This is a genomic window from Micromonospora haikouensis (assembly GCF_000876225.1).
Lineage (GTDB): Bacteria > Actinomycetota > Actinomycetes > Mycobacteriales > Micromonosporaceae > Micromonospora > Micromonospora haikouensis.
Genome location: NZ_JXSX01000001.1, coordinates 2,879,400 through 2,893,301, shown reverse-complemented (window position 1 = coordinate 2,893,301; position 13,902 = coordinate 2,879,400). Strand labels below are relative to the sequence as shown.

Sequence of the window (13,902 nt, the reverse complement as noted above, 5' to 3'; positions counted from 1 at the left end):
AGGGCCACCTCCGTTGTTCGTGCGGCGCGCGGCGGTCCGCGGCCGGTCGTCAGGCGGAGGCAGCCGCGACCTCGGCGACCGGCTCCGGGTAGGTGTCCGGCCGAGCCGGGTCGAACAGGTCGTTGGTCCAGAAGAGCGTGAGCAGCTCGTCGTCGCCGGTGTTGGTGATGTCGTGCACCCACATCGTGGGCATGTCCACCAGGACCGGCTCGTTCCCGCTCACCGGAAAGCACACGACCTCACCATGGCCGACCCGGCGCAGTCGGATCTCGGCCCGCCCGCGCAGCACGACGAACCGTTCCACCTTGGCCAAGTGGAAGTGCTTGCCACGCGTGACGCCGGGACGGGTGGTCGAGCAGAACGTCTGCCCCCTACCGTGAGCCTTGACGGTCTCGACCAGTTCGCCGCGTCCGTCGGCCCGACGGACGAGCGGCATCGGGTAGCTCGTCGGGAACAGGTGCGACCGATAGCTGTTGAACAGCCGCACCTCGTGCCGGTCCCGCAACGGCGGGACATCCCCTCCACGGTAGGTGGCGGCGAACGAGGCTAGCCGGTCGGCGAGGGCGCGGACGCCGATCCGCAGCGCCGGCATCGAGGTGTCCCAGACACCGCTGGGTGGGGCGTCGAGCAATGCGGCAGCCGCGTCGGTGGCGTGGACGAGGTGCAACTCGCGGTCATCGCGAACCTCGGGATGCCCGCCGTCGGCAAGCACGCGACAGAACGTGGCGGTGACCGAGTTGTAGAACGGTCGCCCGTGCTCGCCGTACAGATGCGGCAGGCGGTGGTCGACGAGCTGGCAGCCGGCGGCGGCGTCGGCCAGGATCGCCGCCGCCGCCGCCTTCGAGTCGCCGTAGGGGGTGCCGTTGCCGGCCTGCACGGAGTTCGCGAACACGAGGGTCTTCGGCGGCTGCGCGCAGCGACGCAGGCTGCGGGCGAGGGCCTCTGCCACGGCGATGTTGCCGGCCGCGATCTCGGCCGGTTCTCCCCGGTTGACGCCGGCCAGGTGCACCAGCCGATCGACTCCCGCCAGGCGGTCGGCCAACGCAGCGGGTTCGGCCAGATCGGCTCGGCCAAGCAGGATGGGTTCGGGCCAGCCGAGCGCCCGGACGAGCACCCGAGTGTGCCAGCCGAGGAAACCGAAGGCGCCGGTTATCGCCACCCTCATGGCATCAGCGCCGGCTCGCGCAGGGCCAGTTCCGCACGAACCTCCGGCAACGCGCGCAGCAACGCGATGATCTCCGGCACGGACAGCCGTCGCGCGTTGGCTGACGTGAAGTCCTTGACCGGCCGCCCGCCGAGGTCCCCCTCGGTGACGTACAGCGCGTAGTTGAGGTCCCGCGCGTCCACCGGCACTCGATAGAACTCGCCGAAGTCCTCGGCCCGGGCAAGTTCCTCGCTGCTCGCCATGGTCTCGGTGCGCTTCTCGCCGTGCCGCAGCCCGATCACGTCGTACTTGACCGGAACCTCGAACAACTGGCACAGCGCGGCAACCAGGTCCCCGATCGTGCAGGCGGCAGCCTTCCGCACGAACACGTCACCAGGGCGGGCGTGCGCGAAGGCGTGCTCCACCAACTCCACCGAGTCGGCCAGGGACATCAGGAACCGGGTCATCCCCGGGTCGGTGACGGTCGGCACCACACCGGCCTTGATCTGATCGATGAACAGTGGAATCACCGAGCCACGGGAATACATCACGTTGCCGTACCGGACGCAGGACACCACGGTGCCGCAATGCGGGTGGTTGCGGGCGTAGGCCTGGGCGACCTTCTCCATCATCGCCTTGCTCATGCCCATGGCATTGATCGGATAGACCGCCTTGTCGGTACTGAGCACCACCACCGAGCCGACACCGTTGCGCACAGCGGCCTCGATCGCGTTGGCGCTGCCCAGAACGTTGGTACGGACCGCTTCCAGCGGAAAGAACTCACACGACGGAACCTGCTTGAGCGCAGCGGCGTGGAATACGAAGTCCACGCCACGGGCGGCACGCTCCACACTGTCAAAGTCACGCACGTCACCGACGTAGTAGCGCACCCGCCCGTCACCCAGGGCACGACGCATGAGGTCCTGCTTCGCCTCGTCCCGGCTGAACACCCGAACCTCGCCCACCCCACGGTCCAACAACCGTCGAACCATGGTCAGACCGAAGGAACCGGTCCCTCCAGTGATCAAGACGCGGCGCCCCGCTGTCGAAGTGTCCATCGCACATTCCTTGTCTTCTCCCAGCCCGGCAGTGCCGCCGTGCCACCCACACCAACGACTCGATACTCGACCAAGATACGCAAATTGGACACCTCCGGATCCTCTTCCGACGTGCCAGCCCCGCCAATACGCAGGCTCACCCCGGTGGGGGGTGGCTGCCGAGGGAACGCGGTCGCAGACGCCAGCGGTGCCGGCCCGCCCGAACTCGTCGTCCGACCCACCATCGACCTCGCCCGCCCGCTGACGAGGGAGGGTGCCGCCCCCCGTGCCGGGCGAGCGTTCGCCGGTAGCCGTACAGCCCGGCTGGCAACACCGTCAGCGCGTAGGCAACGGTGCCGACGAAGGGAACAGCGGCGAGACCGTAGGCCTTGACGGCGTACCACTTGGTCACCGTTGCGACGGCGAGATAGGCGGCCAGCCCGACCAACTGCGGGCGAACCACCCCAGCGGCGTTCTGCACCATCATCAGCGCCGAGAACGCACCGAGCAGCAGGAACCAGAGCGCGAGTCCGGCCAGCAGCCACCGGTTCCCGTCCAGCGGCACCGGCAGCCAGCGGGCGAAGATCCAGTCACCCGCCACCACCAGGCAGACCGACGGCACCACGGTCGCCAGCAAGGAGAGCAGCACCATCCGCCGCACCATCCGACGGATCCAGGCCAGGTCGCCCCGGGCCAGGGCATCGCCGTTGGCGGACCACAACGGCATGTTGATCAGCGTGACGAGCATGCCGAGCATCGCCGCCAGCCGCGCCGGCACGGCATAGGCGGTGACGCTCTGCGGCCCGAGGGAGTGCGCGATGATCAGGTTGTCCATGTTGCCGGACAGCCCGGTCAAGATGGTCACCAGGAAGAACATCCCGCTGAGACGGAGCAGCCCGGTGCTCAGCGCGCGGTCGACCGCAGCGATCCGTGGCCGCAGCTCGGCAAGCCGCCAACCATAGACCCAGATGCTGTTCGCCGCGTTGGCCAGCAAGGGCCCCGCCGTGCTGGCGACGACCACCGCGACGGGCGGCAGCCCACCTCGGGCGACCAGCAGCACCAGGGGGACCGCCAGCAGGGCACCCGCGCCCTGCCACAGGTTGCTCTCTCCCACCTGCTGGTAGGCATACTGCACCCGCACGACCAGGGCCAACGGCATGTTGAGCAGGAACGCGGTGACGCAGATCAGCACGATGTGCCTGGTCTCCGCGGAGCCCACCGCACCGGTGACGTTGAAGACCGACGTCCAGGGCACCACCCAGGCCAGCGCCCAGAGCAGGCCGCACAGCACCAGCGCCATGGTGGTCAGCACGGCGTAGGCGGTCGAGACGTACCCCCGGGCGCGCACGGTGTCGCCGTCGGCATAGCAGGCTGCCAGCTTGGTCATCAGGCCGGCACCCAGGCCCAGGTCGGCAAAGGTCGCCATCCCGGTCAGCGCGAGTACGGCCATCCACAGCCCGTAGCGCTCCGCACCCAACTCGGACAGGCAGATCGGAATGATCAACACCGGCGCCAACAGGCCCGTGCCCTTGGCGAGCCCGGCGGTGACGACGCCGGTCAGAAGGCGGCGGGTGCGGGTGGTGCCGGGGTTCCGGTCGACCGGCGACTCGCCCTGCCCACCGTCGTCCGCGAGTGCTTCGCGCGGTGCGGTCGTCGGTGCCGCGTGCCGCGCCGCCACGGTCAGCGGGCGGCGAGCACGCGACCGGACATCCAGTCCACGGTGGCCTCCAGGCCGGCCCGCAGAGGATGGCGACGCACAGCGGGGAACAGTTCGCGCAGCCGCGCACAGTCCGCCTGGGAGTCCCGTACGTCCCCCGCGCGCGGTGGGCCGTGTACCGTCTCCAGCCGGCGGCCGAGCACCGCCTCAAGCTCAGCCACCAGGTCCAACAGGGATATCCGTTCACCGAACGCGAGGTTGACCGTGTCCGGTGTGCAGACGCGCCGGCGGATCGCGTCCACGATCACGGCGGTGACGCTGCCGACGTAGGTGAAGTCGCGGGTCTGCAGGCCGTCGCCGAAGATCTCCAGCGGGCGGCCGGCGAGCGCCGCCGAGACGAACCGGGGCACCACCGCCGCGTACGCGTGGTCGGCGGCCTGCCGGGGCCCGAAGACGTTGAAGAACCGGAACGGAAGAACCGACAGCCCATAGCAGGAGGCGTACGCGTTGGCGTACGCCTCCGTCGCCAGCTTGGAGACCGCGTACGGACTCATCGGCATCGGGCGCAGGGTCTCCCGTCGGGGCAGGACCGGATTGGCCCCGTACACCGACGACGAGGACGCGAGGATCGTCTGCGGCACAGCGTGCCGCCGCGCCGCTTCCAGCACGGTCAGGGTTCCGGTGGCATTGGCGTGATGGCTACGCAGCGGATCCGCGATGGAACGCGGAACCGAGCCGAGAGCGCCGAGGTGGACGACGACGGCGGCACCGGCCATCGCCTCGTCCAGCAGCTCCCGGTCGAGGACGGAGCCGACCAACAACCGGACGGGCAGATCACCCAGATTGTCGAGCGACCCCGTCGAGAGGTCGTCGACCGCCACGAGATCGTGAGCTTCACCCAGGACGGCCAACTCGTGCAACAGGTTGGAGCCGATGAAACCGGCACCTCCGGTCACCACGATCTTCATCGAAGACATCCCCCTCTCGGCCAGCCTTCCGGCCTGCCGAACGGCTAACGCACCAGGCCGCGTCCGGTTACTAGAAGCCACACAAAAAGCCGCAAAAGGCGACTAAGGGGTATAACAGATCTTCGCGCATGGTAATTCACGTAGGCCCGCTTGGGTGCTTTAAACGGAAAATCGGGATGGAAGCTGCGATAGCAGGTAGAACAGTCACGTAGGTTACCCAAGGCACGAACCCGGAGGCACTCCCTCGTGAGCAGTCATCGCGGCACCTCCACCCGACCCGCGCGACCGCGTCCGCTGACCGCGACGACGCCGCAGAGCACCCGCCGACCCGGGACCTTCCGGTCGCTTGAGTTCCGGCTGCGTATCAAGCGCGTCATCGACGTGTTCGCCGCGCTGCTCGGGCTCATCCTGGCCACGCCGGTCCTGGCCGTGGCTGCCGCGTTCGTCGTCCTGCACTTCGGCAAGCCGATGCTGTTCCGGCAGGAACGGACCGGCCGCCATGGACGACGCATCCAGGTCTACAAGCTGCGGACGATGTCCGACGAGCGGGACGCCGAGGGCAACCTGCTCCCGGACGGCTTCCGATGCCGGGGAGTGGGACCGGTGCTGCGCCGGCTCAGCATCGACGAACTGCCGCAGTTGTGGAACGTCCTGCGGGGGGACCTCAGCCTGGTCGGCCCTCGCCCCCTGCTACCGCGATACGACCCGTGGTACACCAACCGGGAACGGCTCCGCTTCCTGATGCCACCGGGCCTGACCGGACTCCAGCAGATCAGCGGTCGCAACACTCTCGCCTGGGCCGATCGGCTGGAGCTGGACGCCCGATACGTCGAGACGTGGTCACTGAGGGAGGACCTGCGGATCCTGCTGCGTACCGTCGGCAAGGTGGTCCGGGGCAGCGGAGTGGTCGTCGACCCCTCCGCCCACATGCTCGACCTCGACAAGGAGCGGCAGCTCGCCTGGGCATCCTCGTGACACTGCGGTGACCCAGGGACGGTCGTCCGCCGCCCCTGGGTCACCGCCGGTTGAGTGCCCCGTCTCCGACCGGTTCCCGTCGCACCGTCGTGGCCGGCCGCCGCGTTTCGTCCAGGAACGCGGACAGCGGCCCGGTGAAGTTCCGATAGTCGAAGGACGCACGCGCCTGCCGGCGCGCAGCTTCGCGCATGGCACCCCGGCGGGCCGGATCCAGCCGCGCGGCCGCAGCAAGCACCAGCCGCAACGCATCCACCGAGTCATCCCGACACACCAGGCCCTCCTGTCCGTCCCGCAGGTAGCTACCCAGATCACTGGTCAGATTCGTGATCACCGGAGTGCCGTTGGCAAGGCTCTCGCAGAACTTGGTGGGAAAGCCAGCGTGGGCATACCGGGCGTCCCGCCTGAGGATGACGCTGAAGTCGGCCTGCCGGATGATCGCGGGGATCTCCTGCTGCGACAAGCTGCCCCGCAGCCGTACGCTCGGCGGAACGGCGCGACCACCGAGGAGCCTCCGCACCTCGTCCGCCGAGGGCCCACAGAGGTTCAGGACCACGTCAACGCCGTCCTGGGATACCCGATCGACGGCCTCGATCACCCTGCCGATCAGATCCTTCCTGCCCGGAACACCGCTGTAGACCAGGTGCAGGCCTGCCGGGTCGCCGCCCTCGCGCCGGCCGGCCACCTCCAGTGCTGCCACGTCGAGGGTGGGCGGAACCCGGATCACCCGGGTGCGCCGCCGGTAGTAGTTCTCCAGGTACGAACTGATGGCGATGACCCCGTCACAGCGGGGATGGTGATACCGCATCACCAGTTCGTTACTCAGACGCGACAGCCCTAACGGCCCTCCCGGGAGATGCCACGGGTCGTACCATTCGACCACGTCGGCGATGAGCGGGACGCGGTGGTTCCGGCACCACCTCCGCACCCGCGCGGTCCGGTCAGCGCCGACGCCATACAACAGCACGTGGGAGGGTGGCGTCGGCTGGGCCGCGAGCCACCGCAGGAGCGCACGATCCGCGACCAGCGACCGCTTCGCCCGACGAAGCATGCCAGCAGATGCGGGCACCGTCCCGCCGAAGCCGACGGTCGAGATCGATCCCGGCCCGTCCGGCCCGTCCACCCGGCTCAGGTCCGGCCCTCCGGACTGGCTGGTCAGAACCACGACATGGTGGCCCCCCGTCGCCAGGGAGGCGGCGATGCCGAACACCCTCCGTGCCGCCGCGCTCCCCCATGGAAAGGGAAAGGGGGCAATGTACGCGACCCATGGGCCATTGGTCGTCATCCAGCCTCACTCCAACTGCAGCGGGTACTCGTCAGGACCCGGCGGCAACACGCGGACATCGGACGACTGGACCAACGATGATTCGGCGGAGAGGGTATGCAAGTCCCTCTCCGCCCAGCTCCCAGCAGACCCGAGCACACTGCCGTCACCCGCGCCCAGCCCTGACCGTGCCCCAGGGCGCGACTCAGGCGCGCTTGAGCACCTCCGAGACCAGCTCCTTGGCCTCCTCCTGGATCCGGGCCAGGTGCTCCGGCCCCTGGAAGGACTCGGCGTAGATCTTGTAGACGTCCTCCGTGCCCGACGGGCGGGCGGCGAACCAGCCCGACTCCGTCGTCACCTTCAGCCCGCCGATCGCCGCCCCGTTGCCCGGCGCGGCGGTCAGCGTCGCCGTGATCGGCTCGCCGGCCAGCTCCGTCGCCGTCACCTGCTCCGGGGAGAGCTTCGCCAGCACCGCCTTCTGCCGCCGGTCGGCCGGCGCGTCGATGCGGGCGTACGCGGGGGCGCCGAAGCGCCCGGCCAGCTCCGCCCAGTGCTCGCTGGGCGTCTTGCCCGTCGTCGCGATGATCTCGGCGGCGAGCAGGCAGAGCAGGATGCCGTCCTTGTCGGTGGTCCAGGTGCTGCCGTCGCGGCGCAGGAACGACGCCCCCGCGCTCTCCTCGCCGCCGAAGCCGACCGACCCGTCGAGCAGGCCCGGGACGAACCACTTGAACCCCACCGGCACCTCCAGCAGCGGCCGGCCCAGGTCGGCGGCGACCCGGTCGATCATCGAGGACGACACGAGGGTCTTGCCGACCGCCGCGTCGGGGCCCCACTCCGGCCGGGTGCGGAACAGGTGCCCGATGGCCACGGCGAGGTAGTGGTTGGGGTTGAGCAGGCCCCCGTCGGGCGTGACGATGCCGTGCCGGTCGGCGTCGGCGTCGTTGCCGGTGGAGACCTGGTAGTCGGCGCGGGCGGCGATCAGCGACGCCATCGCGTTCGGCGAGGAGCAGTCCATCCGGATCTTGCCGTCGCCGTCGAGGGTCATGAACCGCCACGTCGGGTCGACCGTCGGGTTGATCACCGTGAGGTCGAGCCGGTGCCGCTGCGCGATCTCCCCCCAGTACGCGACGCTGGCCCCACCCAGCGGGTCCGCGCCGATGCGCACCCCGGCGGCCCGGACGGCGTCGAGGTCGAGCGCGGCGGGCAGGTCGTCGACGTAGTGGGCGAGGAAGTCGTACGTGCCGGTGGTGTCGGCGGCGCGGGCCCGCGCGTACGGGATGCGGTTGACCTCCTTCAGCCCGGCGGCGAGGATCGCGTTCGCGCGGTCCTGGATCCACCGGGTCACGTCGGAGTCGGCCGGGCCGCCGTGGGTCGGGTTGTACTTGAACCCGCCGTCGTCGGGCGGGTTGTGCGACGGGGTGATCACGATGCCGTCGGCGAGCCCCGAGGTGCGGCCCCGGTTGTGGGTGAGGATCGCGTGCGACACCGCCGGGGTGGGGGTGTAGCCGTCGCGGCTGTCGAGCAGCACGGTGACCCCGTTGGCGGCAAGCACCTCCAGCGCGTCGACTGCCGCCGGGGCGGACAGGGCGTGGGTGTCCCGGCCGAGGAAGAGGGGCCCGTCGAGGCCCTGCTGGCGACGGTAGTCGCACAGCGCCTGGGTGACGGCGAGGATGTGGTCGGAGTTGAACGCGTGGCGCAGGCTCGACCCCCGGTGCCCGGAGGTGCCGAAGGAGACCTGCTGCGCCGGGTCGTCCGGGTCGGGATGCTCGGCGTAGTAGGCGGTGACCAGCCGGGGCACGTCGACCAGGTCGGTGGGCTCGGCGGGCTGACCGGCGCGGGGGTGGGCCACTGCTGCAACCTCCAGGGACGCTACGGACGATGGGTCTTCCCGGCGCGGGCCGGGCTCACACGCGACAGGACAAGTGTGGGTGGTTCAGGGCTCGACCCGCTGCCCCTTGCCGATCACCACGATGCCGTTGTCGGAGACCGTGTAGCGCTGCCGGTCCTTCTCCAGGTCGACGCCGATCTCGGCCCCCTCGGGGACGATCACGTTCTTGTCGAGGATGGCCCGGCGGACCACGGCGTGCCGGCCGATGTCCACGCCCTCCATCAGCACCGAGCCGTCGACGTGCGCCCAGGAGTGCACCTTGACCTTCGGCGAGACGATCGAGTTCTCCACCAGGCTGCCGGAGATCACCGCGCCGGGCGACACCATCGAGCCGACGGCCCGGCCGACCCGCTCGCCCCACTGGTGGACGAACTTCGCCGGCGGGTACGGCGGCTGCTCGGTGTAGATGGGCCACTCGAAGTTGTAGAGGTTGAACACCGGGTGCACGTTGATCAGGTCCATGTGGGCGTCGTAGAACGAGTCGAGCGTCCCCACGTCCCGCCAGTAGCCGCGGTCGCGGTCGGTGCTGCCCGGCACCTCGTTGTCGCGGAAGTCGTAGACGTTGGCCTCGCCGCGCTCGACCAGCATCGGGATGATGCTGCCGCCCATGTCGTGCTTGCTGGTCTTGTCCTCCGCGTCCTGCTCGACGGCCTCCAGGAGCGCCTTCGTGGTGAAGACGTAGTTGCCCATCGAGGCGTAGATCTGGTCGGGGGCGTCGGGCAGGCCGACGGCGTCGGTGGGCTTCTCCCGGAACGCCCGGATCCGCCGGCCGTCGGGGCCGACCTCGATCACGCCGAACTGGTCGGCCATCGACAGCGGCTGCCGGATGCCGGCGACGGTCACCCCGGCACCGGAGGCGATGTGGTCGTCGACCATCTGCCGGGGGTCCATCCGGTAGATGTGGTCGGCGCCGAAGACGATCACGTAGTCGGGCTGCTCGTCGTGGATCAGGTTGAAGCTCTGGTAGATCGCGTCGGCGGAGCCGGCGAACCACCAGGGGCCGCGGCGCTGCTGCGCCGGCACCGGCGTGACGTAGTTGCCGAGCAGCGTCGACATCCGCCACGTCATGGTGATGTGCCGGTCCAGCGAGTGGGACTTGTACTGGGTCAGCACGACGATCTTGATGAAGCCGGCGTTGGCGAGGTTGGACAGGACGAAGTCGACCATGCGGTACATCCCGCCGAACGGGACGGCGGGCTTCGCCCGGTCCGCGGTGAGCGGCATCAGGCGCTTGCCCTCTCCACCGGCCAGGACGATCGCGAGCACCTTGTCAGCCATGCCCAGACGCTAACCATCCGCGTGCGACTTCACCACTCGTACGGACGGACTTCTGCACTAGGGTGCGGGGCATGACCGCCGCCACCCCCGCCACCGGAGCACTCCGCGTCGATCTGCTCACCCGCGAGTACCCGCCGGAGGTGTACGGCGGGGCCGGCGTGCACGTCGAGTACCTGGCCCGCGAGCTGCGCCGACTGGCCGACGTACGGGTGCACTGCTTCGGCGCGCCGCGCAGCGAGCCGGGCGTCACCGCGTACGCCGAGCCGGCCGGCCTCGCCGGCGCGAACGCCGCGCTGCGCACCATGGGCGTCGACCTGGAGATGGCCGCCGCGTGCGCCGGCACCGACGTGGTGCACAGCCACACCTGGTACGCCAACCTGGCCGGGCACACGGCGAAGCTGCTGCACGGGGTGCCGCACGTGGTTACCGCGCACAGCCTGGAGCCGCTGCGGCCATGGAAGGCCGAACAGCTCGGCGGCGGCTACGCGCTCTCCTCCTGGTGCGAGCGCACCGCGTACGAGGCGGCCGACGCGATCATCGCGGTGAGCGCGGGCATGCGCGCCGACGTGCTGGCGGCGTACCCGGCGGTGGACCCCGACCGGGTGAAGGTGGTCTACAACGGCATCGACACCGCCCAGTACGCCCCGGACCTTGGCACCGACGTGGTGGACCGGCTCGGCATCGACCCGGCCCGCCCCAGCGTCGTCTACGTCGGGCGGATCACCAAGCAGAAGGGGCTGCCGTACCTGCTGCGGGCCGCCCGGGAGCTGCCGGAGGACACGCAGCTCGTGCTGCTCGCCGGGGCCCCCGACACGGCGGAGATCGCCGCCGAGGTGGAGGGCCTCGTGACCGAGTTGCGGGCAAAGCGCTCCGGGGTGGTCTGGGTCGCGGAGATGCTGCCCAAGCACGAGGTCATCCAGGTGCTCACCCACGCCACGGTCTTCGTCTGCCCCTCGGTCTACGAGCCGATGGGCATCGTCAACCTGGAGGCGATGGCCTGCGAGACGGCGGTGGTGGCCACCGCCACCGGCGGCATCCCCGAGGTCGTCGCCGACGGCGAGACGGGGCTGCTGGTGCCCATCGAGCAGGCCGCCGACGGCTCGGGCACGCCGTTGGACCCGCAGCGCTTCGTGGCCGACCTGGCGGCGGCGATCAACCGGGTGCTGGCCGACCCGGCGAAGGCCGGCGAACTCGGCCGGGCCGGGCGGGTCCGGGCGGTCGAGCACTTCTCCTGGGACGCGATCGCCGCCCGCACCGTCGAGGTCTACCGCTCGGTCGGCGCGTAAGGAAGGGCCCCCTGTTAACGCCTGCGGTAGAGAAGGGTTCCCTTCTCACCAGCCACAGCAGAGGCGTGGCGCGCCGGGCAGTCGAATGAGGCGGCGGGTCAGGTGACGCCGAGGGTGGCGGCGAGCCGGGTCAGGGCGGCCGGGGCCGCCGCCGACCGCGCCAGGACGGCGACGAGGTCCCGGGCCGCCGGGCGGTCGTACACCTCGCCCCGGGCGGTGCGCTCCGCGTCCAGCACCGCCCGGCCGGCGCGCAGCCCGTCGCCGGCCGAGGCGTACAGGCGGGCCACGTCCAGCAGGTACGCGGCCCGATGCTCGGGCGGCAGCCACCGCCACCCGTCGTCGGCGACCAGGCTCTCGTGGCGTACCGTCGCCGCCGTGACCTGGCCGAGCGCGGACCCGGCGACCACCCGGGCGGCCTCGACCGCCGCCCGTCCGAAGCCCCCGCCGCCGAACTCGGCGGGGTCGCCGGGCTCGGCGGACCGGGCGGCCTCCCCGGCCCGGCCGAGCAGTTCGTCGGCGGCCCGCTCGTCGCCCCGGCCGGCGGCGGCCAGGGCGGCCTGGAGCAGCAGCGTCCCGCGCACGGCCGCGCCGTCGGCGGGCGCGGCACCGGACCGGCAGGGCCCGACGCGGTGGGCGGCCACGACCGCCGCCTCCACCGCCGACCGCAGCCGGCCGCTCGCCCGCAGGGCCTGACACAGCGGTACGGTCGCGGCGGCGGCCAGCCACGGATCGGCGGCGGCCGTGGCGACGGCCAGCCCCCGGTCGGCGGCCAGCCACGCCAGCTCCCCGTGGCCGACCTTCACGAGCACCAGCGCGACCAGCCCGTACCCGGACACCAGCAGACCGTCGGCGGCCCGGCCCGGATGGGCTGCGCGCGCCTCGCGGGCGGCGTCGAGCAGGCCGGGCAGCAGGGCGAGCAGCTCCGGGTACCGGGCGTGCCGATAGCTCTGCTCCGCATGCCCCAGCCGGGCCCGCACCTGGGCCACGTCGGGCGGCCGGGCCGGGGCCGGCACGTGGTAGCGGGCGAGGGCGGCCCGGACCCCCTCCACGCCCCGCGCCACGCCCGCCGCGGCCCGGTCCGCCGGCGCGGGTCGATCCGCCAGCAGCATCTCCAGGTCGATCCGGAGCGCCTCGGCGACCTCCCGCAGGCTGGACACCCGCTCCAGCCGGCGCACCCCGCGCTCGACCTTGTCCACCCAGCTCTTGGACTTGCCGAGGCGGTCGGCGAACTGCTGCTGCGTCATGTTGCGCCGCACCCGCCAGTGGGCGACCCTGCGACCGACCGGCAGCTCGTTCACCGCCGGGCCGTCCCGCTCACCCGAGGACCCCGAGAAGCAACAGCACGAGTACGACCACCGCGATCGTCGCGCCGTAGGCGTACTGCCGCCGGCTGACCGGAGCACGGGCGGGGCGGGACGGACCGGGCACCCGGTCCCCGTCGGGTTGCGGAGGTCGGCCGTCGGGCATCGGGTGCGCCGCCGGCAGCGGCCCGTCGTGCGGGCGCTCACGCATCTGCGCCTCCTTCGGGGTTGGGTGCTGTCAGGGGGCGGGGCGCACGGGGATCGCCCCGCCCAGGTGAGAGGCACTCCGTTTGCTGACGAGAGGCTCTCATCTGCAACCTAGAGTGCAGTGAGTACAGAGTCAACCCAACATGCACAGAATGCTGTGTCGAGTGGCATGCTCGAAGGGCTGACGAGAGGTGGCCCCGCCATGCCCAGACAACCCGTATACGAGCAGGTTATCGACGATGTCACCGCGTCGATCCGAGGCGGCACACTCAAGCCCGGCGACAAGCTGCCCTCCATCACCGAACTGTGCGAGCAGTACCGCGCCAGCGCGACGCCGATCCGACTGGCCCTGCGGATCCTCGACGAGCGGGGTTGGATCGAGGTGCATCAGGGCAAGGGGTCGTTCGTGGCGCAGAGTCCTCCGGCCTAGGCAACGCGCGGGACCGGATGAATCTTGGAAGATTTCGGCCCCCCGAGGGGCCTATTTCTTCCAAGATCGCCTATTTGCGGAGCGGTCGCGGCGACGCCGACCGACTCCAGTCGGCGCTGGTCCCGTCGGGCACGGTCGTGCAGGCGCGCTTCGTACCGGGCCAGCCCGACGGACGACGCGGCGCCCCGACTCCGGCTAGGACCGGGGCACCAAGCCGTGACCAAGCGTAGCGCCGGCTCGCCCCCACCACCCGTCGGTGAGCCCCTTTGCTCTGCACCCACATACGCAACAGCTCACGCACCGCGACCGGCTCCCGCGCCGCCCGCCAACCACGGCCCCGCAGAACCCCTGGTAGGCCAAGTGTTGCGCCCGTGGGTGCAGAGCAAAGGGGGCGCGTGTGGTGCTGCGGGGTCAGGGGACCGTGACGGTGAGTAGAACCAGCCGAACCTTCCGGCCCCCGTTCCGCACAC

General features: G+C 71.0%; 12 protein-coding genes. 3 read left to right on the top strand and 9 right to left on the bottom strand.

The features are described from left to right. Positions 1 to 49: 49 nt before the first annotated feature. The 4 genes from TK50_RS11955 to TK50_RS11940 all read right to left on the bottom strand — a co-directional run bounded on the left by TK50_RS11955 (position 50) and on the right by TK50_RS11940 (position 4,806). Complete coding sequence (locus TK50_RS11955; RefSeq protein ID WP_043962809.1) at positions 50 to 1,165, bottom strand: polysaccharide biosynthesis C-terminal domain-containing protein; 1,116 nt, start codon at positions 1,163 to 1,165, stop codon at positions 50 to 52. Next, entirely contained in the window at positions 1,162 to 2,202 is a 1,041-nt protein-coding gene (locus TK50_RS11950; protein WP_043962808.1) for an SDR family NAD(P)-dependent oxidoreductase, read from the bottom strand. Before TK50_RS11950 ends, TK50_RS11955 begins: the two co-directional genes overlap by 4 nt. 136 nt (positions 2,203 to 2,338) lie before the next feature. Continuing rightward, positions 2,339 to 3,859 (bottom strand): lipopolysaccharide biosynthesis protein, encoded by a 1,521-nt coding sequence (locus tag TK50_RS11945; RefSeq protein WP_082106262.1) that lies wholly within the window; start codon positions 3,857 to 3,859, stop codon positions 2,339 to 2,341. Positions 3,860 to 3,861: 2 nt separating this feature from the next. Further along, entirely contained in the window at positions 3,862 to 4,806 is a 945-nt protein-coding gene (locus tag TK50_RS11940; protein ID WP_043962807.1) for an NAD-dependent epimerase/dehydratase family protein, read from the bottom strand. 246 nt (positions 4,807 to 5,052) lie between these two features. Here TK50_RS11940 and TK50_RS11935 point away from each other — a divergent pair, with 246 nt between their 5' ends. Then, positions 5,053 to 5,781: a sugar transferase gene (locus tag TK50_RS11935; protein ID WP_229404369.1), complete on the top strand. Its 729-nt coding sequence runs from the start codon at positions 5,053 to 5,055 to the stop codon at positions 5,779 to 5,781. Positions 5,782 to 5,821: 40 nt separating this feature from the next. Here TK50_RS11935 and TK50_RS11930 read toward each other — a convergent pair whose 3' ends face one another. The 3 genes from TK50_RS11930 to glgC all read right to left on the bottom strand — a co-directional run bounded on the left by TK50_RS11930 (position 5,822) and on the right by glgC (position 10,208). Next, positions 5,822 to 7,063 (bottom strand): glycosyltransferase, encoded by a 1,242-nt coding sequence (locus TK50_RS11930; RefSeq protein ID WP_043962805.1) that lies wholly within the window; start codon positions 7,061 to 7,063, stop codon positions 5,822 to 5,824. A gap of 184 nt (positions 7,064 to 7,247) precedes the next feature. Then, positions 7,248 to 8,891, bottom strand: coding sequence for a phosphoglucomutase (alpha-D-glucose-1,6-bisphosphate-dependent) (pgm, locus tag TK50_RS11925; protein WP_043962804.1), 1,644 nt, complete (start codon positions 8,889 to 8,891; stop codon positions 7,248 to 7,250). 84 nt (positions 8,892 to 8,975) lie between these two features. After that, a complete protein-coding gene (gene glgC / locus TK50_RS11920) occupies positions 8,976 to 10,208 on the bottom strand; it encodes a glucose-1-phosphate adenylyltransferase (protein WP_043962803.1) in 1,233 nt (410 codons plus the stop codon). Positions 10,209 to 10,279: 71 nt separating this feature from the next. On the opposite strand from glgC, the gene glgA reads away from it, so the two are divergent. Beyond that, a complete protein-coding gene (glgA, locus tag TK50_RS11915) occupies positions 10,280 to 11,494 on the top strand; it encodes a glycogen synthase (protein WP_043962802.1) in 1,215 nt (404 codons plus the stop codon). Positions 11,495 to 11,592: 98 nt separating this feature from the next. On the opposite strand, the gene TK50_RS11910 is transcribed toward glgA, so the two are convergent. Beyond that, entirely contained in the window at positions 11,593 to 12,792 is a 1,200-nt protein-coding gene (locus TK50_RS11910; RefSeq protein ID WP_043962801.1) for a helix-turn-helix domain-containing protein, read from the bottom strand. Between the two features lie 16 nt (positions 12,793 to 12,808). Beyond that, the gene (locus TK50_RS11905; protein WP_043962800.1) at positions 12,809 to 13,006 is read right to left on the bottom strand and encodes a hypothetical protein; all 198 of its coding nucleotides are present in this window, start codon (positions 13,004 to 13,006) and stop codon (positions 12,809 to 12,811) included. A gap of 198 nt (positions 13,007 to 13,204) precedes the next feature. On the opposite strand from TK50_RS11905, the gene TK50_RS11900 reads away from it, so the two are divergent. Continuing rightward, positions 13,205 to 13,432, top strand: coding sequence for a winged helix-turn-helix domain-containing protein (locus TK50_RS11900; RefSeq protein WP_043962798.1), 228 nt, complete (start codon positions 13,205 to 13,207; stop codon positions 13,430 to 13,432). Positions 13,433 to 13,902: the final 470 nt, after the last annotated feature.